This is a genomic window from Pseudaquabacterium inlustre, from assembly GCF_038066595.1.
Lineage (GTDB): Bacteria > Pseudomonadota > Gammaproteobacteria > Burkholderiales > Burkholderiaceae_C > Pseudaquabacterium > Pseudaquabacterium inlustre.
On the sequence record NZ_JBBUTH010000010.1, the window covers coordinates 435,131 to 461,319 of the forward strand.

Annotated in this window: 1 protein-coding gene (cut by a window edge); it reads left to right on the top strand. The window is 71.0% G+C overall.

What is annotated here, in order from left to right:
• Positions 1-26,189, top strand: the 5' portion of a protein-coding gene (locus tag AACH10_RS22255) for a DUF4347 domain-containing protein (RefSeq protein WP_341412725.1). 16,114 nt of this gene lie beyond the right edge of the window; 26,189 of the gene's 42,303 nt are visible here — the first part of the coding sequence; its start codon is at positions 1-3; its stop codon lies off the right edge, out of view.

The window sequence follows — 26,189 nt, forward strand, 5'->3', positions numbered from 1 at the left end:
GTGGCCGAGCCGCTCGAGCCGCGCGTGCTGCTGTCGGCCGAGTTGCCGGTCATCCCGCCCGATCCGCAGCAGGCCGCGGCGCTGGTGGCGCCGCTGGACATCACCCAGACCAGCCCGGCGCTGCAGATGGGCCGGGCCTTCGCCGCCGCGTTCCAGCCGGCCGTGGTGGCCCTGGCGGTCACGCCGCCCGAGGCCGCCGCCGTGCACCGCGTGACGCTGGCCGATGGCTGGGGCACGCTGGACCTGCGGCCGCCGGCCGGGGCGTCCGGCCTGGTGCTCGACTTCCACGCCGTGGGGCACGGTCTGCAGGTGCAGTTCGGTGCCGATGGCCGGGTGCAGGTCAGCGATGGCGCCGGCAACAGCCTGGTGGCCGAGCAGGTACGGCAGCTGGTGGGCAGCGCCGGCGACGACCGTTTCGTGTTCACCGGCACGGCGCTGCCGTCCGACGGCCTGCTGCTGCAGGGCGGTGGCGGGCAGGACACGCTGGACTGTTCGGCCCTGGCGAGCGAACTGGTCTGCACCACGCATGCCGACGGCAGCCTGACGCTGGACGACGGCCACGGCCAGCTGCAACTGGACGCGCCGATGGCCCTGCTGAGCGGCAGCGCCGGTGTGCGCCTGGTCGAAGAACACGCGCCGGTGGTGGCCGGCCAGGTGCTGCAGGGCGTGTTCAGCACCCAGGGCGCGCAGTACTCGCTGGCGGCGCTGGCCGCGATGGGCGGCGCGCAGGCGGCGCCCTCGCAAATCATCGTCATCGACCCGGCGCTGGGCGACGTGCCTGCGCTGCTGGGCGCGCTGTTCGGCACGTCCACCGCGGCGCTGTCAGACGACGCCGCGCCCCGTGCGCTGCCAGCTGCGGCCGATGCCGCACTGGCGGCTGTGTCGACTGCCGGCACCGGTGCGGGCGAGCTCGATCGCGCGCTGGTCGTCGTGCTCGATCCCGACTGGGACGGCGTGGCGCAGATCGGCCAGCTGCTGCAGGCCTTCCAGGGCGTGGCGGCGGTGCAGGTGCTCAGCCACGGCAGCCGCGGCAGCCTGCGTCTGGGCAACCGCACGTTGAGCCTGGACGACCTGGACGAGGACAGCGCCACCAGCGCCGAACTGCGCGCCTGGCGCCGCGCACTGGCGCCCGGCGCCGACCTGCTGCTGTACGGCTGCGACGTGGCCGAGGGCGAGGCCGGCCTGGCCTTCGTGCAGCGCCTGGGCGAACTGGTGGGCGCCGATGTGGCCGCGTCCACCGATGCCACCGGCAGCGCGCTGCTGGGTGGCGACTGGGCGCTGGAGGCGCAGCGGGGCGTCATCGACACCGCCGTGCTGACCGCGCCGGACTTCGCCGGCCTGCTGGCCAATGTGCCGCTGGACGGCACGCCGGGCGACGACAGCTTCAGGATCAACCCGTCCGGCAGCGCCGCCACGCCGTCCACCGTGGTGCTGGGAACCACGCGCAAGGACTACCGCGCCGCCGACAGCGTCACCCTCGATGGCAAGGCCGGGGCCGACACCTTCACCTTCAGCCTGGCCAGCCTGGCCCAGACGGGCGGCATGACCGTGATCGGCGGCGAGGGCCGCGACACGCTGAACGCCGGCACACGGGCCGGCAGCGTGATCGCGATCACCAGCCTCACCGGCCATGGCCGCCTCACGGCCGACGGCAAGTCGGTCGATTTCACCGGCATCGAGGTGATCAATGCCGGCCAGGGCAGCAACACGCTGGACCTGGGCGACCTCGCGGTCGACCTGATGGTGCGCATCACCGGCGATGGCACGGTGGAGGTGGCCACGCTGGCCAACGGCAGCCCGACGGCGTTCCTCACCGCCACCCGCATCGACAGCGTGGTGGGCGGCAGCGGCCGCACGGTGTTCGTGATGTCCGCCGGCGCCAGGCTGCAGGGCACGCTGGACGGCGGCAGCAGCGGCCGCAGCATCCTCAGCTACAGCGCGCGCTTCACCGTCGACGGCACCACCTACGACGCCGGGGGCACGGCCTATGCCGGCAATGCCAGCCTGGTGTTCGACGGCGGCAGCGCCAGCACCAACCGCGGCGCCAACCTGAACGGGGGGCGGGTGGGCGGCTTCGTGAACGTCCAGTTCGTCGTCGGCAGCGCCAACGCCGACACCATCGAGGGCAATGCCACCACGGCCATGCAGGGCGGCGGCGGTGCGGACACGCTCAGCGGCGGGGGCGCCAACAACGAGTTGCAAGGTGGCGACGGTGCCGACACGCTGGACGGCGGCGCGGGCGACGACCGGTTGTCCGGCGGCGTGGGCAATGACCGCTATGTGTTCGGCAACGAGGCCTGGGGCCGCGACACGCTGACCGAGGCCGCCGCCCAGGGCGTGGACACACTGGCCTTTGCCGGCGTGGCGCAGGGCCTGACGGTGGACGTGGGCCCGCTGGACACCACCGGCATCACGGTCACGCGCGAGGGCGCCGTGGGTTCCACGCTCAGCGGCGTGAAGCAGGTGGATCGCATCGAGGTCAGCAGCGGCAAGGCGCTGGCCTACCAATACAGGTTCAGCACCGACTTCGCGCGCGGGCTCGACAGCGCGGCCGAACGCAAGGGCTTCGAGATCGCGCACAGCTACGACGCCAGCGTGGCGGTCGCCGAACGCACCGCCACGGTGACGCTGGACTTCAGGGCGCTGACGGCGCGGCTGTATTTCTCGATCACTGGCAGCGCCGACGATGCCGTGGTCACGGTCTCCGTGGCCGACGAGCAGGGGCAGAGCACCGGCACCGTGCTGCTCACCGCCCGGGGTGTCACGTCCATCTTCGGCAGCAAGGGCGGCGGTACCTACCGCTTCGCCAACGGTGCGGGCCTGAAGGGCACGATCCAGAACCCCGACACCGCACCGCAGGACCACTGCGTGCTGGATTTTTCCGATGTCCGGGCGGGCATCACCCTGGGCGTGGTGGACGACGGGACACCGGCGACACGCGCCTACACGCTCAGCGTGCTGAACGGCGGGCAGCGCGGCGGCTTCAGCCACATCGGGCGCCTGGTGGGCAGCGGGGGCGCGGACACCTTCACCGTGTTCGGCAACCTGCGCATCGACGGCGCCGATGGCAGCGACGAGGTCACCACGCTGGACACCGGTGCGCACACGCTGGAGGGTGGGGCCGGCAGCGACATCCTGCGCGGCAATGCCGGCGCCGATGGCATGACCGGCGGTGCGGGCGACGACACGCTGATCGGCCATGCCGGCACCGATCCGGCCACCGCCGGCGACACCCTGGACGGCGGGGCCGGCAATGACAGCCTCGCGGGCAGCGCGAAGAACGACACGCTGACCGGTGGCGCCGGCAACGACACGTTGAGCGGCGGCGCCGGCAACGACACCTTGAAGGGCGGCACCGGCAACGACACCTATGTCTTCGAGACCGGCTTCGGCCGGGACACGGTGGAAGACATCCCCGACGGTGCCAAGGCCTCCGAATCGGGCACCGACACGCTCGACTTCTCGGCCGTGGTGCTGGGCGCCGGCCAGCAGTTCACGCATGTGCTCAGCGGTGGCGCGCTGCAGAGCGGCGTGGCCCAGGCGGTGGACGACAGCCAGAAGTACCAGACCGCCGGGGCCTTCGGCGCCTCCACCGGCCTGGTGGGCGCCGCCGGCCTGGACGCCGCCACGGTGCAGGACCGCGTGACGGTGGCCGCCGGCCAGCTGAAGAACATCGACCGGATCGTCATCGGCCAGGGCGACAACGAGTTCCTGTTCGGCAACGACTGGGGCCTGAACCTGGGGCCCACCGACCTGATCACCTCGCTGCGCACCCAGCGCGAGCTGGTCATCGACACCTGGGACGCCACCAACCCCGCCACCCACGACGCGACCTGGGTCACCGTCGACAAGACGCTGGCATCCACGGACACCACCACCTTCACGGGACAGACTGCCGGGCTGGCCATCGTGGGCATCGACCGTGGCCATGACGTGCTGGTGTTCGATGGCGACTTCAGTGGCAGCCTGACCCAGGGCAGCCAGTTGCGGCTGAGCCATGCGCCCACCGTCAACAACGTCAGCAACAACGGCAGCTACACGGTCGAGAGCGTGGTGTTCGTGCCCGCGCAGGGCAGCACGCCCGGCCTGACCCGGGTGACGGTGAAGGAGGCCCTGGCCGTGGACACCAACGCCGGAAGCAGCGGCGAATGGGCCGGCCCTGCGCTGAGCGGCCTGACGATCACGGTGAGCGGCCAGCAGGTCACGCTGACCGGCAGCACGGCGCAGCGGGTCGACCAGTTCAAGGCCGGCAGCCTCATCCGCATCGGCAGCCTGCGCCTGACCGTGGGCGACCAGGACGCCACGGCCCAGAACGACACGATCCGCTTCCAGGTGGCCGAGCCGCTCGACGACGCCCTGCGCGCCACGCTGTCCGCGGCCACCACCGCCCACCGCATCCTCGGCGACGTGCGCAGCGTCGACCTGGGCGGCGATGTGTTCATCGTCGCGGGCGACCAGACGGCCACCTTCGGCGCCGGTGCGGTGCTGGCGGTGAGCGGCTCGACCGACGGCAACAACACCTCGGCCACGGTGCGCTACACCGTCCAGGCGGCCACGCTGGACGGTGGCAACACGCGCATCCAGGTCCGCCAGGCCATCGCGCAGGACTTCGTCGCCGCCCAGGCCGGCACGCTGGCGCGGCAGTTCGATGTCGTGGGCACCGACGGCCGGGTGCTGAAGCTGCAGGGCGACTGGAGCAGCTACTTCGCCGCGCTGGGCAGCCAGGCCTTCGCGCTGACGGCCACGCCCCAGAGCGGCGGCGCCGCCACGGCCCTGAGCCTGCAGGCCTCGCAGGCGCCCGGCGAGGCGCTGCGCTACCTGGCGCCGTCCACGCTCATACTGGACTTCCGCGCCGTCACCAAGGCGCTGAACTTCGAGTTCAGTACCGATGCCGAGACCGGCCGCACCGAGCTCACCGTCACCCAGGTGGCCAGCGCCGACCTGTCCACGCTGCTGGGCCAGTTCGGCTCGGCGCCGGGCTGGCTGGGCGGTCTGTTCGGCGATGCCAGCTACGGCACGATCAAGTTCACCAACGTGGACGCCCACACCGTGGTCTATGGCGGCCGCGAGAGCAACACCTTCACCGCCACGCCGGGCTCCGATTTCCAGGGCAAGGTGATCGGCGGCCAGGGCTTCCGCCCGATCAGCGGCGCGGTGTACGACCTGGTGATGGGCAACCTGCTGGGCATCGGCTCGCCCGGCGTGCCGCCGGTGACGGTGCAGAACACGCTGGACTACTCGGCGGTGCTGGTCACCAACCAGGATGTGAAGACCGGGCTCAAGAGCCTGTTCAACGCGGCCAACCTGGGCAAGAACACCAACGCCCAGCCCCGTTTTTCCGGCGGCATCGAGGGCATCCAGAACATCGTCTACGGCCCGGGTGCCAATGTCTATGTGGGCACCGGCCTGGGCGGCGCCAACGCGGTCGACACCGTCAAGGAGGCCGTGGCCAGCCTGAAGACGCTGTTCACGGGCGGCGCGCTCAACGACAGCCAGAAGGCCACGCTGATGCGCGTGTTCTTCGGCGGCGCCAACACCTTCAGCGTGGGTGGCAACCTGGTCAGCGAACTGGCGGCGCTGGCGGTGGACCCCGACAGCACGCTGTCGACCTGGGCCGGCCGGCTGCTGCAGCCCGGCACGCTGGCGCCGGGCTTCCACCTGCTGGCCGGCAAGTCGGGCGCCGACACCTACAAGTTCGAGGGCGTGTGGGGCTGGGCCGCGGTGGCCGAGTACCCCGACCTCAAGATCGGCGGCGCGGTGCTGCCGGAGGCCTTCGACACGCTGGATTTCTCCGGCGTCTCCAGTGACCTGACCTTCACCATCCTCGAGGTCACCACCGACAACATCGACAGCCTGAACCGCCTGCTGGGCGCCAACAGCAATGGCTCGGGCGCGGTGTTCACCGTGGGCACGAACCTGGTGCTGGTCAACGACGGCTTCGTCAACTCGGTGGCCAGCGCCGAGGACAAGTCCGTCACCCAGGGCAAGACGCTGACCATCGGCGGCGTGACCTACGAGTACGGCATCAACATGGTGCTGGCCAACGACATCGAGAACATCGTCGGTGGCGGCGGCGTCAACACCTTCCGCTTCGTCAGCACGCCCACCGGCAAGAAGCCCTCGCTGGCCGGCACCCTCACCACTGCGGCCGGCGGCACCGTGGTGCTCGATTACAGCCAGTACGACCCCGGCGGCACCGGCGAGCGGGGCGTCACGGTGAACCTGGGCGACGGCATCGACTGGACCATGCCGCACTCGGGCGACGTGCTGGTGCCGGGCCTGGTCAACATCCCCACCGTGGCCTACACCTTCGGCAGCGCCGAGGCGGTGCAGGGTTCGCGCCTGATGGGCATCGATTCGTTCGCGCAGTCGGTGGGTGGCGGCGCGTCCAGCCTGGTCACGTCGCAGGTGGCGGTGGCCAACGGCCAGGGCGTCACCGGCACCGCGCGCAACGACACGCTCACCGGCAACACCGGCAACAACCTGCTGATCTCGGGCGGTGGCGCCGATGTGATCGATGGCGGGTCGGATGCCATCACGCGGGGCGAAACGCCGATCACGCCGGTGTCGTATGGCGGCGAGCGCCAGCCGGTGCGCCAGGGCGACATCGCCAGCTTCGAGACCTCGTCCGGCTCGGTCTACCTGAACCTGGCCGCCGCCGGCAGCGAGGGCCGCGCGTGGATGGGCACCCCGGTGCAGCGCCTGGTGCTGCCCGACGCGGCGGTGAAGCTGAGCCTGGGCGTCGAGAAGGTGGCCAACGGCCTGGGCACGAAGCCGGTGCTGGTGAGCACGCGCGTCACGCTCAGCAGCGCCAGCACGGCCGATCAGGTGGCCGCCGCGATCAACCAGCTCATCATCGACAGCGAGCTTCACGGCACGGCCAGCGTCACCGGTGCGGGCACGCTGGCCGATCCCTGGCTGGTGAGCTTCGACGGCACCGGCATGCCGCCGCTGCAGTCCGACGATGAATCGGTGCTGGTGCAGGCCGTGGGGTCGGCCGTCAGCACCACCGGATTGCCGCAGGGCTTTGCCTCACCCACCCAGTCGGTGGTGGCCGCGGCCAGCGGCACGGTGCAGCTGGCATGGTCGCTGGGCGAGACGCTCACGCTGACGCCCAGTCCCAGCACCAGCGCGCTGCTGGCGGCGTTGCGCAGCCTCTACCCGCAGGCCACGGTGGTGGCCGACGGCAGCACCGGCACCGCCTGGCTGCTGAACCTGGGCGCGGATGCACTGCTGCCGCTGCAGGCCCAGGTGGCGGGCAGCACCGGCACGGCCTCGCTGGCGATCAACGCCGAGCAACGCGTGGCGGTGGATGCCGCCGCGGACAGCTTCATGCTGACCCTGGGCACCGCCACCACCGCGGCGCTGAGCCCCCGCAGCACGGCCGCCGAGGTGCAGGCGGCGCTGCGCGCCGCGGCCGACGGCAGCGGGGTGGATGCCGCGACCAAGAGCCTGCTGCAAAGCGTGACCGTCACCGGCGAGGGCACGCAGGCCACACCCTGGCGCGTGCGCTTTGTCGGCGCCGTCAACCCGGTGGCCCTGCTGCAGCCCAGCAGCGAGCAGGTGAGCGTGCAGGCCCGGCACCTGCTGCAGGTGTCGGCCGACGCCCGCCTGCAGCTGGCCTACGGCAGCGTGGTCAGCCTGACGCTCGATGCCAGCGACCCGGCCAGCCGCGACCCCGCCCGGCTGGCGGCCGCGCTGTCGCCCTTCGACGCCACCTTGCTCGATGTGACCGGCCAGGGCACGGCCGACAAGCCCTGGGTGCTGAGCTGGCACCGCGAAACCGGCGCACCGCGCCTGACCAGCAGCAGCGCCGGCGTGCTGGTGTCGCAACTGGCCGGCGTGCGCTTCACCGCGCCCGGTGCGGCCACGGCCGAGGTCTCGGCCGCGCCCACCACGGTGCTGCGCCACATCGAGGGCGCCACCGGCGGCTCGGGCGACGACATCCTGATCGGCAACACCGGCCGCAACTTCTTCCGCTTCACTGACGGCTGGGGCAGTGACATCGTCGTCGGCCAGGGCGCGCCCGATGGCCAGCGCGACGTGCTCGACTTCTCCGAGGTCACCACAGCCATCCGCGTGAAGGCGCTGGCCGACCGCACGGTGTACGAGACCACCGACAGCGACGGCAACGTTCACCGCGTCATCGCCTTCGGCGACTTCGACGTGATGGATTCCATCTCCGAGTTGCAGAAGCGCCTGGCCAAGGCCGGCGCGTGGCTCGGCGCCTTCACCGGCCTGCCGGTGGATCTGTCCAAGGTGACGGTGCTGGCCGACAGCCCGGCCACCGCGTCGTCTGCCGCCGCCGCACCGCTGACCGAAGCCGACCTGGCCGCCGCGGTGGCCGAGGCCGTGCGCCGCTGGTCGCTGACCGGCCTGCCGGCCCAGGCCGGCGTCGACCTGGCCAGCGTGCGCTTCGCCATCGGCGACCTGGACGGCGCGATGCTGGGCTACACCGGCGCCGGCGTGATCACCATCGACCGCGATGCTGCCGGCCTGGGCTGGTACGCCGACAGCAGCGCGGCCAGCGAGGCCGCCTTCACCCAGAGCCTGGGCCTGGGCCGCGCCGCCACGGCCGACAGCCCGGCCGCCGGCCGCGTGGACCTGCTCAGCGTGGTGATGCACGAGCTGGGACACGTGCTGGGTGTGGCGCACGACAGCAGCGGCACGCTGCGCCACGGCGTCACCGATGCCGCGCTGGTGACCGGCGTGCGCTCGGGCTTCCCGCCCGAGTTGCAGCGCGAGACGGCCACGCTGAGCGGGAACGGCGCGGTCGACGGCGCGTTCGACGGTGCGTTGGTGGCCGGCGCCGCCTCCGACCAGACCGCGCTGAGCGACGGCCTCACCGCCTTCTCGGGCTGGGTCAGCGGCTTTGGCGACAAGATCGACAGCCTGCTGAGCCCCGAGATCCCGTTCATCGGCAAGACCGTGGGCCAGGTGCTGGGCTACACGCCCACGATCGGGCAGGACATCGCGCAGCAGGTGGCCGCGCAGATCGAGGCGCAGATCGGTCGCGTGTTCGCCAACCGCGCCCAGGTGTCCACCACCGACCTGATCGATGGCGTGCATGTCTTCGCGTCGCCGTCCAGCAACCCCAAGGAATTCATCGGCCGCATCCAGATCCCGGGCTTCGCGGTCAGCGCGCTGGACCTGGCCACACTGAAGCTGCCCGGCAGCGCGCTGGGCGACATCGCCTCATCGGTGGCCAGCGCGCTGGGCCTGAAGGTCACCGGTGACGCCTCGCAGCTCAAGGTGTCGGGCAACATCGAGCTGCGTTTCACCTTCGGCCTGGACGCGCAGACCGGCGCCTTCTACGTCACCGACCCCACGCTGTCGGCCCAGGTGGACGTGGGCGACAAGCCGGCCGCGGTGGCGGGCGTCAGCCAGGGCGGGCACACCGTGCTGCTGGATGCGGCGTTGGGCGACCGCAGCGCCGACTTCACGGCCGGCGAGACCTTCGCCATCACCGGCTCCACCGGCGCGGTGAACGATGCCACCTACACCGTGATCAGCGCGTCCTTCAGCGGCGGGCAGACGCGGCTGGTGGTGGCCGAGGCACTGGGCAGCACCACGCCGGCCGCGCGCGGCCAGGTGCTGCTGCAGGGCAGCGACGGCGCGGCCGACCGCCTCTATGCCATCACCGGCCTGGAGGCGCGCGGCGACCGCTTCCTGGTGCAGGGCGACCTGACCACCGTGAACGCCGCCGACCCGGCCAAGTGGTCGGTGGCGCTGGCGGCCGGGCAGAAGGTGTATGTCTCGGGCAGCAACGGCAACGACGCCTACTACACGGTCAAGTCGGCCCGTTACGACGCGCTGACCGGCCTGACCACCGTGACCGTGGCCGAGGACATCGCCAGCAGCGTGGTGGGCGGCCAGATGCGCCCCACCTTCGACCTGGGCGTGGCCCTCGGCCCGGTGGGTCTGGGCGTCGAGGATGCCGTGCTGGGCGCCAACCTGGGCCTGCAGCTCACTGCGGCCGGCCGCCTGAGCACCGCCGACCTGACCGATGCCGCGGCCCGCCACAAGACCGTGGCCGACCTGGCGCCCGGCCTGCCGCAGCTCACCGGCAACAGCAGCTTCGACGTGATCCTGCCGCTGCAGCCCACCGGTGCGCTGCTGGGTGACAACGCGACGCCGGTGGTGCTGTCGGCCATCAGCGCCAACCAGACGCCGCCCACCAGCATCGCGCAGTTCTTCGCGCGCATCGGCACCGGGCTGAAGGTGAGCGGCAACCTGGGCGACATGTTCACGTTCAAGGGGCTGTCGCTGGACGCCATCCTGAACGCCATCGAGCAGGGCCTGGACAGCCTGGTGGGCCATGCGCCGCAGTCCGAGATCCAGCGCATCGTGTTCAACAGCCAGGGCAGCTTCACGCTGCTGTACGACGGCCTGGAGACCGGCACCATCGCCGTGGGCGCCGACACCGCCACCACCGCCACGCGCATCCGCGATGCGCTGCAGGCGCTGTCGCCGCTGCGCACGGTGGAGGTGGCCTGGCACGCGGCCGATCCGGCCGTCAGCGGCGATGTCAGCGGCTGGGACGTCACCTTCCTGCAGCTGGCCGGCAACAGCCACGACGCGAAGATGCTGGCCAGCACCACGGCCGGCCTGAGCTTCCAGCTGGTGCGCGCCGGCCAGGACGCCGACGGCCAGCTCTATGCCAAGCTGCCCTTCATCGGCAAGAGCGCGGCCGAGCTGTTCGGCAACGGCGGGGTCGACTTCATCACCCAGCTGCACCAGGTCTTCCAGCAGGCCGTGGCCACCGCGCGCGACCTTACCGAGCTGGAAGCCAAGGTCAATGCCGAGCTGGTGGCGCTGTTCAAGCCGCTGGGCCTGGCCAGCGACCAGCCGTTCACGCTGCGCTACGCCGACTCCACCTTCACGATGGGGCTGGACCTGGGGCTGGACTACCGCGCCCAGCTGCCGATCGACCTGAACCTGGCCGAGCTCGACCCGACGCTGGCCGCGGTGTCCGACACGCTGGGCCTGCGCGTGGAAAGCGGCGGCACGCTGGCGCTGGACGCCAGCGCCTCGCTGGTCTTCGGCGCCGGCTTCGACCTGCGCGACGTGACCCAGCCGCTGGCCTTCGTCACCGACGACTCCGGCCTGCGCCTGCGGCTGGACCTGCGCAACACCACGCCGCTGGACTTCAAGGCCGCGATCGACGTGCCGCTGATCGGCGAGGTGGGCCTGTTCGTGCAGGACGGCAGCGCCAGCCTCACGCTGGCCGCCGGCGCCACGCTCAAGGCCGCCGGGGGCGACGGCCGCTACGACATCACCGATCTGGGCGCCAGCGCGGTGGATGTGTACTTCCGCGGCCAGGCGCAGGCCGACCTGCCGCTGTACTTCCCGTCGACGGCCTTGCCGGTGGGCGGCACCACGCGCGACCTGAACCACGACGGCCTGGGCGACAACGTGCTGCACCTGGCCGGCCAGATCGACGCCACGCTGGGCACCGGCATCAGCACGAAGCTGAGTCATGTGGTGCCGTCGCTGCTGCCGTCGATCGACGTGTTCGCGCTGCTCAACGACCCCGCCACGCTGCTGCAGGGTCTGGATGGCATGTTCAGCGGCATCAAGGCCGGGCTGCAGAGCCGGTTCGCCTCGCTGGCGTTGCCACTGATCGGCGACAAGCTCAAGGACAGCGCCAACTTCGTCGACAGCCTGCGCAACAGCTTGCTGGGCGTGGCCAGCGGCCAGGGGGGCACCGACGTGCTGTCCACCGCGCGCTACACCAGCGGCAGCCTGGGCGCCTTCCTGGCGGGTGCGGCGGCGAAGAACGCCGACGCCGACCCGGCCAACGACGTCACCGTGGCCGAACTGGTGCTCGACCAGATCCGCGGCGAGCTTTACCGCACGCTGGGCGCGGCCGGCCTGGACGTGCTGCGCGTGCCGCTGCTCGATGCCGAGGGCCAGCCGGTCTACGACAGCGCCACCGGCGCGCCCAAGCTGCGCTCGGTGCAGACGGCCGACGACGTGCAACTGGTGCTGGATGGCAGCGGCCTGCGCTTCAACGTCACGCTGGGCGACAGCCTGCTGAAGTACATCTTCCCCGACGACCAGGACGGCATCGTCGAGACGCTGGAATACAACCCGCTGAAGGACGCGGTGTCGATCCCGATCGACTTCGCCGCGGCCATTCCCGGCTTCGCGCTGAGCACCGGGCCCAACGACACCATCGACCTGCGCTTCAACTACGTGATGGGCCTGGGCTTCGGCGTGTCCAAGGCCGACGGTTTCTTCCTCGACACCGGTGGCGTCACCGCCGGCGGGCAGGAACTGCAGCTGGACCTGTCGGCCACGGTGTCGGCGGGCGCGCAGCTCAACGCCCATGTCATCTTCCTGGATGGCCAGCTCAAGGACGTGGACGACGGCCGGCCCAGCGGCCTGTACGGCCAGTTCACGGTCGACCTGACCGACAGCGGCGGCAACGGCCGCTACACGGTGTTCAAGCCCGCCTTCCTGGGCAACCCGGTGGTCGAGACGCTGGGCATCACCGCCGAGCTCACCGCCGTGGCCGATGTGGACCTGGCGGCCAAGCTGAGCATGCCGTCCATCGACGTGGGTGGCGGCCACACCTTCGACTTCCCCAGCCTCACCACCACGCTGCGCTACGACCAGAGCTTCGTGAAGGCCACGCTGGGCACCGGCGGCAGCTCGTTCTCGTTCGGCGGCACGCCGCAGATCGTGTTCGAGGATGTGGCGCTGAACCTGGGCGAGTTCATCACCGGCTTCATGGCACCGATCGTCGAGCAGGTGCACAACATCACCGAGCCGCTGGAGCCGCTGGCGGCCATGCTCACGGCCGAGATCCCGCTGCTCAAGCAGCTGGGTTCCAAGCAGACCTCGTTGCTCGACATCGCCGGCACCATCCTGGGCCAGACCAAGTACGCCTCGGTGGTGAAGGCGGTGCGCGCCATCGTCGAGGTGATCAACCTGATCAAGGCGGTGGACGACTTCATCTCGGCCAATCCGGGCGAGCCGCTGCTGATCCGCTTCGGCACCTTCGTGGTCGGCGGCGATGCACGCAACAAGGCCAACCCGGAAGCCGTGCCCTCCAGCACGCCCGATACGCTGAATGTGAGCGGCCAGGTCAGCCAGGCGCAGGCCAAGACCGTGGTGGGCAAGGTGGGCACCACGCCGGGCTCGTGGCAGTTCCCGCTGCTGACCAGCCCGAAGGAGCTGTTCGGCCTGCTGATGGGCAAGGAGGTCACGCTCTTCAAGTACGACCTGCCGTCGCTGGACCTGCAGTTCATCTACCAGCAGGTGTTCCCGATCTTCCCGGGCCTGAACGCCAAGCTGGGCGGCGAGATCCGCGCCACCACGCACATCACCGTGGGCCTGAGCACGCGCGGCTTCCTCGAGTTCCAGAGCGGGGGCTACAAGCCGGCCGACATCCCGCTGATCTTCACGCACGGCTTCTTCCTCGACGACCATGGCCTCGAGGGCACGCGCAACGACGCGCCCGAGGCCACGCTGGTGGCCAAGATCACCGCCGGCGCCAGCGTGGGCATCGGTGGCCTGATCGAGGTGGGTGTCGAGGGCTACATCAAGGCGCAGGTCAACTTCGACCTGGCCGACGACCCCAATGCCGGCACCGGCATCTACATCAACAACGATCCGAAGAAGGGCTACGCGATCGCGCCGGTCTACGACGGCAAGATCTACCTCGACGAGCTGCTCAACGACCCCGAGTGCATCTTCAACATCTACGGCGACATCTCGGTCGGCCTGGATGCGTACTTCTGGGTCGGTGTGGACCTGGGCTTCTTCGGCAAGATCACGATCTTCAGCGCGCGCAAGACCTTCTTCACCGCGGTGCTGTACGACTTCAGCTTCAGCTGCCCCGACGACGTGCCGGTGCTGGCCACGCTGAGCAACGGCGTGCTGCACCTGGACATGACGCCGCAGACCAAGGGCGACGACATCACCGGCGAGCGCTTCCTGGTCACCGAGATCGCGCTGCCCACCGGTGCGGGCGGCGCCAACGAGCGCTACATCCAGGTGGGTGCGCGCGGCGCCAAGAACTACTTCCGCCTGTCGGATGTCAGCCGCATCGTCTCGGACGGCACGGTCTACGACGACGAGATCATCGTCGACGGCAGCATCGGCTCGGCGGTGGACGTGGTGCTGCACGGCGGCGCCGGCAACGACCGCATCCTGGTCAGCGCCGATGCCGGCAACCGGGTGCGGCAGCTGTACGGCGATGACGGCAACGACAGCCTGGTGGGCAGCGACCTGGCTGACCTGCTCGACGGTGGCGCCGGCAACGACACGCTGCTGGGCCAGAAGGGCGACGACACCCTGGTGGGCGGCGGCGGCAACGACACGCTGGACGGCGGTGTGGGCAACGACACGCTGCGCGGCGGCGACGGTGACGACCGGCTGTATGGCAACGACGGCAACGACACCGTGCAGGGTGAGGCCGGTGATGACCTGGCCTACGGCGGCATCGGCAATGACCGGCTCGACGGCGGCACCGGCATCGACCGCCTGTATGGCGAAGCCGGTGACGACCGCCTGATCGGCGGCGCCGGCAACGATGTGCTGGTGGGTGGCGCCGGCATCGACCTGGTCAGCGGCGGCGCCGGTGCCGACCGCATCGTGTGGGCCGTGGGCGAGGGCGCCGACGGCTTCATCGAAGGCGATGCCGACGCCAGCGCCGGCATCGACACGCTGGCCGTCACCGCCAGCGGCGGCGCCGATGCGCTGACCGTCTCGGCCGTGGCCGCCAGCACCAGCGTCACCGATGCGGCCAGCGGCGAGCGCCTGGCCCGCGCGGCCAACGGCGTGCAGGTGCTGGTCAACGGCTTGTCGCTGCTGGGCACCGGCATCGAGCGCATCGAGGTCGACGCTGGCGCGGGCGCCGATGCCGTGACGGTGAACGACCTGAAGGGCACGCTGGTGGCCAGCGTGCAGATCGACGCCGGCGTGGCCAGCGGCAGCACGCGGGTCGAGCAGGTGGTGACGCAGGAAGTCACCGATGCCAACGGCGTGGTCAGCGTGGTGCCGGTGATGAAGCCGGCCACCGATGCCAATGGCAGCCTGCGCATCGCCGCCGGCAGCATCAGCGGCAACGAGGACCGCGGCGCCCGCACCGAGCAGGCCACGCTGCTGACCCTGAGCGGCGAGGTGGTGGCCGGCAACCGCTGGCAGGTGGCGCTGGACGGCACGGTGTTCGCGGTGGACGCCGGCACGCGCAGCAACACCACGCTGGCCGAGCTGGCCACGGCCCTGGCCGCGCGCATCAACACCGATGCGCGCTTCCATGCCGAGGCCGATGGCGCCAGCCTCACCGTCACTGCCGCGGGCGGCGGGCGCAGCTTCTTCGTCACCGACACCACGGTGTTCGAGAGCGCCGCTGCCGACAGCGACGAGTCGGGCAAGGCGCAGATCCAGCGCAGCCCGCTGGAGGTGTTCCAGCAGTTCTGGCAGGGCACGGCCACCGCCACGCTGACCGGCGCGGCGCCGGCCGATGTGCCGTCCACCTGGCGCATCAGCATCGGCGATACCGATTTCGAGGTGCAGGCCGCCGCCGGCGCCAGCCTGGACAGCATCGCCACCGCGCTGCGCAGCCGCATCAATGCCGATGCGCGCTACGAGGCCGCGGGCAGCGGCGCTGTGGTGACGGTGCGCGTGGTGGACGCTGCGGCCGGCCCCTTCGCGCTGGCGCTGACCAAGGGCTACGAGGTGCCGTCCACCACCACGGTGGAGGTGCCCAACGTGGGCAGCGACGGGGCCGACGACCGCATCACGCTGTACGGCGGCCAGTCCACGGTGATCGGCGACCATGCGGCCGATGGTGATGCGTTCACGCTGTCCAGCAGCAACGGCGATGTGAGCGTGCAGCAGACCGGCGGCCCGCAGTTCACGCTGCTCAACACCACGCGCAGCACGCGCAGCCTGGCGCTCAACGGCAATGAGCCGCAGTTCGGCACGGCCGACCGGCTGACCATCCTGGCCGGCGCCGGCAACGACACGCTCAACGCCAGCGCGCTGCGCGAGGACCTGCTGGCGCTGCAGCTGCAGGGCGAGGCGGGCGACGACACCCTCACCGGCTCCGACTATGCCGACGTGATCGATGGCGGCCAGGGCAACGACACGCTGACCGGCGGCGCGGGCGTCGACCTGTTCTTCGACGCCGGCGGCACCGACACGCTGCGCGAAACGTTCGACCGCGACCAGTCGCTGTTCGGCAACCTGTACGTCAACGGCACCGTCACCGGCAACAGCGGCGGCACGTTCTTCCGCCCCGACCACGCCGCCGAACAGGCCGCCAACCTGGCGGCGCAGGCGCAGGACGGCTCGCTGACGCTGCGTGACGGGCGCCTGAACGCGCAGGCGCCGGTGGTCAGCGTGGCGGCGCCGGCCGGTGCGGGCGTCACGGTGGTGCAGCAGCCGGTGGTGGGCAGCAATGGCCAGTTCCAGCAGCTGGGCCTGGCCTTCAGTGGCGCCCGCGTGCAGGCCGGCCAGGTGTGGGCCGTCACCGTCTCCAGCCTGGATGCCGCGGGCCAGCGCTTCAGCGCCACCTACAGCTACACCGCCGGCAGCAACGGCGATGCCTTGAGCATGGCGCAGGTGCTGCTGGCCCTGGCGGGGCTGATCAACGCCGACACGCGCTCGGAACTCACCGCCGAGGACGCCGGCCCCGAGCCCATCCTCTACGGCATCACCGACCAGGGCGACCGCTACGCCAGCGGCGCCGAGGTGGAAAGCCTGGTCGATGCGCGCAACGGGCAGGAGATCTTCGAGCAGGCCGTGCTGCTGGGTGGCGACAGCGACAACATCCTGGCCGTCAACGACACCGACGGCCTGATCACCGTGGCCGGCGTGCAGCGCACGGTGAGCGACTGGCGCGGCGCCGTCACGCTGGACAACGGCACCGGCACCGGCACCGAGCTGTACCTGGTGGCGCTGAAGGGCACGCAGGCGCGCTACACCATCGCCGACAGTGGTGGCACGGCAGGCTGGGACGACGTGGTGGTGCTGGGCACGGCCGGGCGCGACCAGTTCACGCTGGACGCCAGCAACAGCGTGGGCCAGGTGTTCTCGGGCAGCCTGGTCGACCCCAGCTTCCCGTACCGGCTGAGTGCCACGTCCTCGTCCATCCTGCCGCGGCCCAGCCAGGCGGCCGACATCTACACCACGGTCACCATCACCGGTGCGGGCGCGCTGGCCGGCGATGCACGGCTGGTGCTCGACCGCGTGGACGTGACCGCCAGCCGACTGAGCGTTGCCGGCAGCACGGCCAGCTTCCGCATCACCGCCGACGATGCCGCCACCGGCCAGGTGACGGCCGGCCGCAGCTATGCCGTGGTGCTGGGCGGCATCACCTATGCCTACACCGCCGTGGCCGGCGACACCGATGCCATCGTCGCCGCGCAACTGGTGGCCCTGGTGCGCGGCCCGGGCAGCGCCGGCGAGGCCCTGAGCTTCCAGAACGCCGAGCGCCTGACCGTGCGCACCGGCGCCGGCGACGACACCGTCACCGCGCGCGACACGGCGGTGCAGACCATCGTCGAGACCGGCTCGGGCAACGACAGCGTCACCATCGGCATGGTCGAGCAGGTGCCCGACCGCGGCAACGGCACCATCGACAACCCGGCCGGCGTGCCGGTGGTCGACCTCAACCACCTGAGCAACGGCGTCTCGGCAGCGGCGTACTTCTACGGCGGCGCGGGTGACGACTACTTCCAGGTCGACCACAACGCCGCCGCGCTGTCGCTGTTCGGCGAGGCCGACGACGACACCTTCGTCGTCAACACCTTCCTGGTGCTGAACCAGAACCCCGACGACCCCGGCTCGATCACCAACCTGGCGCGGCTGTTCGGTGGCGGTGGCAGCAACCGTTACCAGTACCTGCAGAACGCGCCGGTGCAGATCTACGGCGGCACCGGCGTGGACACGCTGGTGGTCAACGGCACGGCGGTGGGCGACAACTTCATCATCACCGACCGCTTCGTGGCCGGGGCCGGCCGCATCGTGGCCTTCACCGGCATCGAGAAGCTCGAGGTCAACGGCGCCGCCGGCGAGGACAGCATCTACGTGCTGTCCTCGCCCGCGTCGCTGATGGTCACGGTGCGCGGTGGCACCGGCAACGACACCATCCACCTGGCCGGCGACCACCCGGTGCTGTTCAACGATCCGCCGGCCTACAGCTACCAGCCACCGGCCATCCGCGTGCAGGACCCGCCGTCCATCGTCTACAGCAGCGTCAGCTTCGATCCCTGGCGCCAGTACTTCAGCATCGGCTGGTGGGGCGACCGCTCGCTGTGGAACTTCGTGCACGTGTTCGGCAACCAGGGCGTGGTGGATGCCTATGTGCGCGCCCTGGTCACGTTGGAGGTCAACAGCTGGTTCCGCAGCCTGAAGCAGACCTACCGCTACGTCGACATCAAGTACAGCGACCCGACCTATGGCAGCGGCCTGGACGGCATCCTGAACTACGCCACCGCCACCTCGCGCTGGTCCTTCGGCTGGGGCCACTGGTGGCGCTGGGATCCGTGGATCGGCTACTCCTTCGACATGCCCCGCATGTCCATCGAGGTGGGCTCCGAGGTCTGGCCCGAGCCGCGCCTGGTCACGCCGCCCAAGGTGACGGTGGACCCGTCCGCGTTCGCGCTGAAGCTGCCGGCGGTCAATGACCTGAAGGGCGTGCGTGGCCGGCTGATCATCGACGGCGGCGAGGACACGCAGACCAACCTCGACCGCGTGCTGGTGCATGACCAGGGCGCCGGCACCGACCTGATCGGCACGCTGCTCAACGTGGACGAGAGCAAGACCGACTCGGCCGGCAGCACCGTGGTCACCACCTACCTGAACCTGCGTGGCCTGGGCCTGGGCAGCGGCACGGTCAACGGCACGGCCTACGATGGCGTGCTGTTCCAGAACATCGAGGCCTTCGATCTGCTGCTGGGCGCCGGCAACGACCAGGTGACGATCAGCGCCAGCCCGATCGCCGGCAAGACCGTCACCACGCGCGTGTCGCTGGGCGCCGGCGACGACCGCGTCACCATCACCGCGCTGCCCGGCCCCACCACGGTGATGGGCGGTGCCGGCTCCGACACCGTGACGGTGAATGCCGACCAGGGCACGGCCGGCCTGATCGCCAGCCAGCTCACCGTGCTGGGCAACGACGAGCTCTTCGAGCAGTCGCAGGCCATCACCTACGACGCTGCCTTCCACGATCCCATCATCGCCGCGGCGCCCAGCGTGGTGATCAACAGTGCCGGCGGCACGCAGGCCAACCCGGCGCCGCAGAGTAACGCGCCGATCCTGTCGGCCAGCCGCACGGCCTTCGTCACGGTGCTGGGCAGCCTGAGCGGCGTGAGCACCAGCACCAACATCCTGGCGCTGGCGACTCCGGTGGATGTGTACTGGCAGCAGGCCACGGTGACGCTGAGCGGCAGCGCGCAGGGCGAGCGCTGGGCGCTGCTGCTCGATGGCGTGGACATCGGCTACACCGCCAACAATGCCGACACGCTGGACAGCGTGGCCGCCGCGCTGGCCACGCGGGCCGATGCCAGCGTGTACGCGGTGGCGGCGGCCAGTGGCGGCCGCATCAGCATCACCCGGCGCGATGGCCGCGCCTTCACCGCCTCGGTGCTGCGCGGCTACGACAGCGCGGCCACGGTCAGCGGCGATCCGATGATGGATTTCCGTCAGTTCCAGTTGAGCGGCACGGTGGTGGCCGGCGCGGCCTGGCGCATCAGCTTCAACGGCAGCACCTACAGCCACACGGCCACGTCCAGCGACACGCTGCAGACCATTGCCGCGGCCCTGCGCGACCAGATCGGCGCCAACGCCCGCGTCAACCGCTACCTGGACGTGTACAGCGTGGCGCTCGACCCGGTCAGCGGCCTGCCGGCCGAGGACGTGATCCAGCGCCGCGGCGAGCCGGCCACCGGCTACCAGGAAACCGGCTTCCAGCTGCGCGGCCGCGCGATGACCGATGCCAGCGGCCGCGCGCTGTACGAGGACGCGCTGGGCAACCGCGTCACCACCAACACCGGCAAGCCGCTGTTCGTCATCGACCAGGCCGGCGGCTCGGCGCTGTTCCTGGACAGCCAAGGCCGCCTGACCACGCGCGACACCGGCCACCAGGCCGTGGCCGTGGTGCAGGGTAACGGCCTGCCGATGCCGCTGTACCGCAACAGCAGCGGCCAGATCAGCAACTGGGCCGAGGGCAGCCTGATCACCCAGGTGAGCGTGCTGGCCCCGGCCAGCGGCCAGACGCAGGCGCTCTACATCGACGGCAACGGCCACCGTGCCGTGGCCGTGCCGCTGGCCACCACCGGCACGCAGCTCACCGGCGTGCAGCTGTGGGGCTACTACCGCTACCCGGACGGCACCATCAGCACCACGGCCATCCGCGCCGGCTACACGCTGGTGGTGGACTTCAACCACCCGCAGGCGGTGCCGCTGTACCTGCGGGTCAACAGCGTGGGGCAGCTGGAGCTCAACACCGAGCGCATCGCCGGCGAGGTGTTCCGTGCGGGCGATGCCGGCACGGCCGTGGCCTACCAGAGCTTCCTCGACACGCACAAGGACTACCGCGCCGGCACGCCGCTGTACAAGCACCGCAACCTGGCCGGTGAGTGGGTGGTGACCGATGACCCCTTCGCCGGCGTGCGGCCGGCGGTGATGAGCCTGAGCGACCTGAACCTGGTGACCTGGTTCTTCGGGCGTGACAACTGGCTGTTCGTGCACCCCGACGGCCTGGTGAGCATCGTCTATGAGCCCGGCTCGATCTACCTGGGCTTTGGCAGCCGCCCGGTGCCGGTGAGCATCTACCTCGATGCCAACGGCAACCCGACCACCGTGGCCTCCTCCGACCCGGCGCGCCAGACCGGCCGCGTGGGCTTCCAGCGCACCGACGGGGCGGGCAACCCGCTGTACATCTCGGCCAGCGGCGTGGCGCAGACCGGCAGCGGCGTGCGACAGGCCATCGTGTTCGCCGACGACCCGGTCTACCTCGACGACGAGGGCGTGCGCACGCTGGAGGCCAGCGGCCACCGCGAGGCCATCGTGTCCGGCGGCGGCACGCTCTACCGCGACGCCAACGGCTTCGCCACCACCAACCTGGCCAATGCCTCGGTGGTGGTGACGCGCCAGGCCCCGGCCGGTACCGCGCTGGTACCGCTGTACCTGAACGAGCTGGGCCAGGCCACCACCGCGCGCACCGTCAACCGCCTGTATGCCGCCACCAGCAGCAATGGCGCACCGCTGGTCTACTACGACAGCAATGGCCTGGAGGTGCTGGCACGCAACACCACGCCGGTGGCGCGCGTGGCCGACCACGGCACGGCGGCCGGCACCGCGCTGTATGCCACGGCCACCAACACGCCGGCCACGCTGACCGTCTACCGCCAGCAGCTGGCCGTGGGCACGCGGCCCTTCCAGCTGCAGCGCACCGTGGCCGATGCCGGCACCGACGCGCTGGTCGTCAACACCGTCAACGGCGCGGCCACGCTGAGCCTGACCGCCACCACGTTGACCGGGCTGAACCAGGGCGCCATCGCCTACGCGGCCCTGGAGCAGATCACGCTGAACACCGGTGCGCAGGCCGACGTCATCACCGTGCGCAGCACGCTGGCCAGCACCACGGTCGATGTCAACACCGACGGTGGCGCCGACACCGTGACGGTGGAAACCATCGCCAGCCGCACCCGCGTGGCCACCGGCAGCGGCAGTGATGCGGTGCGCGTGGGCACGGCCACCGTGCCGTTCACCGACAACCAGGGCACCGTCACCGGCATCACCGCGCTGCTGCAGGTGGACGGCGGCACCGGCAGCGGCGACAGCCTGAGCCTGGACGCCGCGGGCGACCGCGTGGCGCAGACCCTCACGGTCACCCAGGCCACGGTGGCCGGCCTCAGCACGGTGGCCATCGAGTACCAGGGCCTCGAGCAGCTGAACATCGGCCTGGGTCAGGCCGACAACACGGTGCGGGTGCTGTCCACCCACGCGGCCACACCGGTCAGCATCACCAGCCGCCAGGGCAACGATGCCTTCAGCGTCGGGCAGGGCCGGCAGCTGGCCGAGATCCGCAGCCGCGTGACCCTCGCCGCCGGCACGGGCAACGACACCCTCACGCTGGACGACGGTGCGGCCACGCAGGCGCACAGCAGCGCGCTGGGGGCCAGCGTGGTCAGCGGCCTGGGCATGGCCGGCGCAGGCATCACCTACGGCCAGTTCGAGACGCTGAACCTGACGCTGGGCACGCAGGCTGACCGGCTGTTCATCGGCAGCACCCATGCCGGCGTCACCCGGGTGGACGCCGGCGCCGGCGACGACGTGCTCAGCGTCGACACGCTCGCCGGCCTCACCACGCTGCAGGGCGGCCTGGGCAACGACCAGTTCAACATCGGCTTCAAGGCCGACGGCCTGACGCAGACCCACCGCAACGGCATCGGCGCCTTGCTCACGCTGCAGGGTCAGGACGGCAGCGACGAGTACCGCGTGGCCCTGGCCGGCAGCGGCAGCTCGGTGATCGACGTGGACGACGCGGCGCCCAACCCGGCCAGCGGCGTCGACGCGCTGAAGGTCTACGGCACCGACCGCGCCGACACCCTGTTCTTCCGCAAGAACGCCGTGATGGCCATCGGCAGCGACGGCCGCACCGTCACCGAACGCCTGAACTACGCGGCCACGCTGAGCGGGGGCCTCACCGTGTACGGGCGCGACGGCGACGACAGCTTCGTTCTCGACGACAACAGCCTGGTCACCACCCTCTACGGCGAGGCCGGCAACGACAGCTTCCAGATCGGCCAGCTGTTCCAGTCGCCGCGCGATGCCAGCGCCGGCCTGGCGGTGGGCGACTTCATCGACACCACGCCCACCACGCAGGGCTACCTCAGCAACGGCATCAGTGTGGCCAGCACGCTGTACGGTGGCACCGGTGACGACAGCTTCGTCGTCTATCACAACCTGCGCGACCTGACCCTCAGCGGCGACGAGGACGACGACACCTTCCTGGTGCGCGCCTTCGTGCGCGTGGACCCCAACGATCCCAACGCGCCGTTCACGCGCATCAACGGCGGCCTGGGCGCCGACACCGTGCGCTACACGGTGAACGCGCCGGTGACCGTGGAAGGCGGCGACGGTTTCGACCAGATCACCGTGCTGGGCACCGAGTTCGGCGACGACTTCGTGGTCACCGATCATGGCGTCTACGGCGCCGGCGTGTATGCGCGCTATGCCGGGGTCGAGAAGGTGGTGGTCGATGCGCTGGAGGGCAACGACCGCTTCACCATCGCCAGCACCAGTGCCGACGTGCAGCTCACGCTGCTGGGCGGTCTGGGCAGCGACAGCTTCGACGTGGGTGGCAGCGCCGACGGTGCCAACGTGGCCGTGGTGGCCAACGACGGCCGCGGCCAGAGCGGCCTGGTGGGCATGGACGCCGGCACGACGCCGGTGCCGGATGTGTCGGTCAATGTCTACGACGGCGACACCGCGGGCGTGATGGTCAGCCCGGTGGCCCAGCTGCTGCGCGTGTTCGAGGACAGCGCCCATGCCTACACCGGCCTGGTGCTGGCCACCTACACCGTGGTGCTGACGCGGCCGCCGGAAGACACGGTGTACGTCACCGCCGTGCCGCCCGCCGTGCGCGAGGCCGAGGCGCGCGCCGGCGGCCAGGGCCTGGCGCTGCAGCTGGCCGATCCCAATGGCGTGAACGGCCTGACCACCCCCAACACCCAGGGCGTGACCCTGGTGTTCGACCGCACCAACTGGTTCCGGCCGCAGACCGTGACCGTCAGCGCCGCACAGGACACGCTGCCCGAGGGCCTGCGCACGCTGACCATCCAGCACCAGGTGCGCCAGGGCGCGGCGGGCAACGACGGCGGCGCCTATGACGGCGTCAACGTGGCCGGCGTGGCGGTGCAGCTGGTGGACGACGACACCCCGTCGGTGCTGGTGGCCGGTCCGGCCGACGGCCTGGTGGCGGTGGAAGGCGGCGCAGCCGGCACCTACCAGGTGGTGCTCACGCGCGCACCCGTCGGCACGGTGACGGTCAGCGCGCTGCAGCTGGGCGATCAGCAGCTGAGCCTCGGCGGCGCGCCGCTGCAGTTCGATGCCGGCAACTGGTTCCTGCCGCAGACGGTGACCGTCAGCGCGGCGGACGACAGCGCCATCGAGGGCCAGCACTTCGCCCGCATCGTGCACGCCGTGACGGCCGACACGCAGGCCGCCTTCCTGGCCACCACCGCGGCCGATGTGCTGGCCAACCTGCGTGCCCAGGTGCTGGCCGACCTGGCCGGCAACTTCACGGTGGACGACAGCACGCCGGGCCAGCTGGTCATCGCCCGCCAGGCCGGCGACACCCGCGCCTTCAGCGCCAGCGCGCTGGCCGGCGTCGCGCTGGACAGCCGCGCCAGCCTCACCGCACCGCTGGTGCTGCGCCTGGGCGCGGCGGTTGCCAGCGGCCAGCGCTTCGCGTTCACGCTCGATGGCCTGTCCCACGGCCTGACGCTGGGTGCCACCAACGACCGTGTGGCCGCCGGCCTGCAGGTGGCCGCGCTCGACGCCACGCTCTACGACAACGACACGCAGCAGGTCATCGTCACCCAGCCCGGGGGCAGCACCGACGTGGTGGAACCCACCGATTCGGCCGTGCTGGGCAGCGGCAGCGTGCTGGGTGTGGCGGCCAACGGCGCGCTGCTGCGCCTGCATGCCAGCACCGACATCACCAGCGTCACGCTGCGCGCCACCAGTGCCGGCGACACCCTGCCGCTGGGCCGCACCACCGTCACCGACCTGAACACCGCCCACGCGCAGGTGGCCTTCAGCGGCAGCGTGAGCGCCAACGAGACCTGGACCCTCACCGTCGTCTGCGGCACGGGGGCCGGCGCGGTGACGTACAGCTTCAGCGTCGTCACCGGGGCCGATACCCGCCTGATCGCGCTGGCCGATGCGCTGGCCGCCCAGGTGGGCACGGCCCTGGGCGCAGCCGCCGCCACGGCGGCCGAAGTCACCCAGCTCACCGGTCAGTTCGGCACACCGGTGGTGGTGGGCAATGGCAGCAACCACAGCCGCCTGGATGCGCAGTCGCTCGACTTCGCGCAGTGGTCGCGCGCCCGCGATGCCGACTTCTTCGATGCCGATGCGGCGGCCTACCCCGTCGTCACGCCGCACCTGAGCGTGCGCGCCAGCGGCAGCGACGAGATCGACTTCTACAGTTTCACCGTCACCGACAAGATGCTGACCGACGGCGGCGGATCTGTGCACGTCACCTTCGACATCGACCACGGCTACGAGCGTGGCGACAAGGTGCTGTGGCGCTCGCAGCTTCAGCTGCTGGACCGCGACGGCCGCGCCATCGCCACCGGCCAGGGCAGCGCCAACCCGGCACTCAGCGGCGGTGGCGGCAGCACCACCTGGTACGACGACTACCTGGAGGCCGACATCGGCACGGCCGGCACGTACACGGTGTCGGTGCGCAACAAGCTGCCCTGGCTGAACCGCGGCTCCTACGGCGTGCCCAAGGGCGCCGATTACACGCTGCAGGTGTCGCTGCAGCAGCGCACGGCCAGCGATTTCCTGCTCGCCGCGTCGACCACCTCCGAGACCGTCCAGGCCTCGGCTGGCGGCCAGAGCCTGGACAACGCGGCGCAGTGGTTCACCTACAGCAACCCCGAGGTGGGCAATGCCGGCGCCGTGGCCACCGGCATGCCCACGGTGGATGCGCGCACGCCCTACACCCTGGTCAAGGGCACCGGGGATGGCCGCTTCGACACCTACACCATCACGGTGGCGCAGGACATGCTCGAGCGCGACGGCCTGGGCAGTGTGGCCGCCACCACCACCGAGACCCCTCGCACCTACTACACCAGCGCCCGCCTGGCGCTCACCGGCCGCGTGGTGGCCGGCGATGTGTGGGCGCTGACCATCGGTGGCCGCGAGTACCGCTACACCGTGCAGAACGGGCAGAACACCCTGTCCCAGGTGGCCGCCGGCCTGCAGGCGCTGGTGGACGACGCGCGTGCCACGGTGCCCTTCAGCTACACCGTGGCGGCCAACGCGCTGGCCGGCACCTCGCTGGCTGCCGGCGAGCTGCTGATCCGGGATGCCAACGGCTTCTGGTTCGACCTGCAGCAGCCGGTGGTCACGGCGTCCACGGTGCTGAAGTCGGGCGTGGTCTCGGCCAGCAGCGGCAGCGTCACGTTCAGCAGCGTGGCGCTCGATCTGTC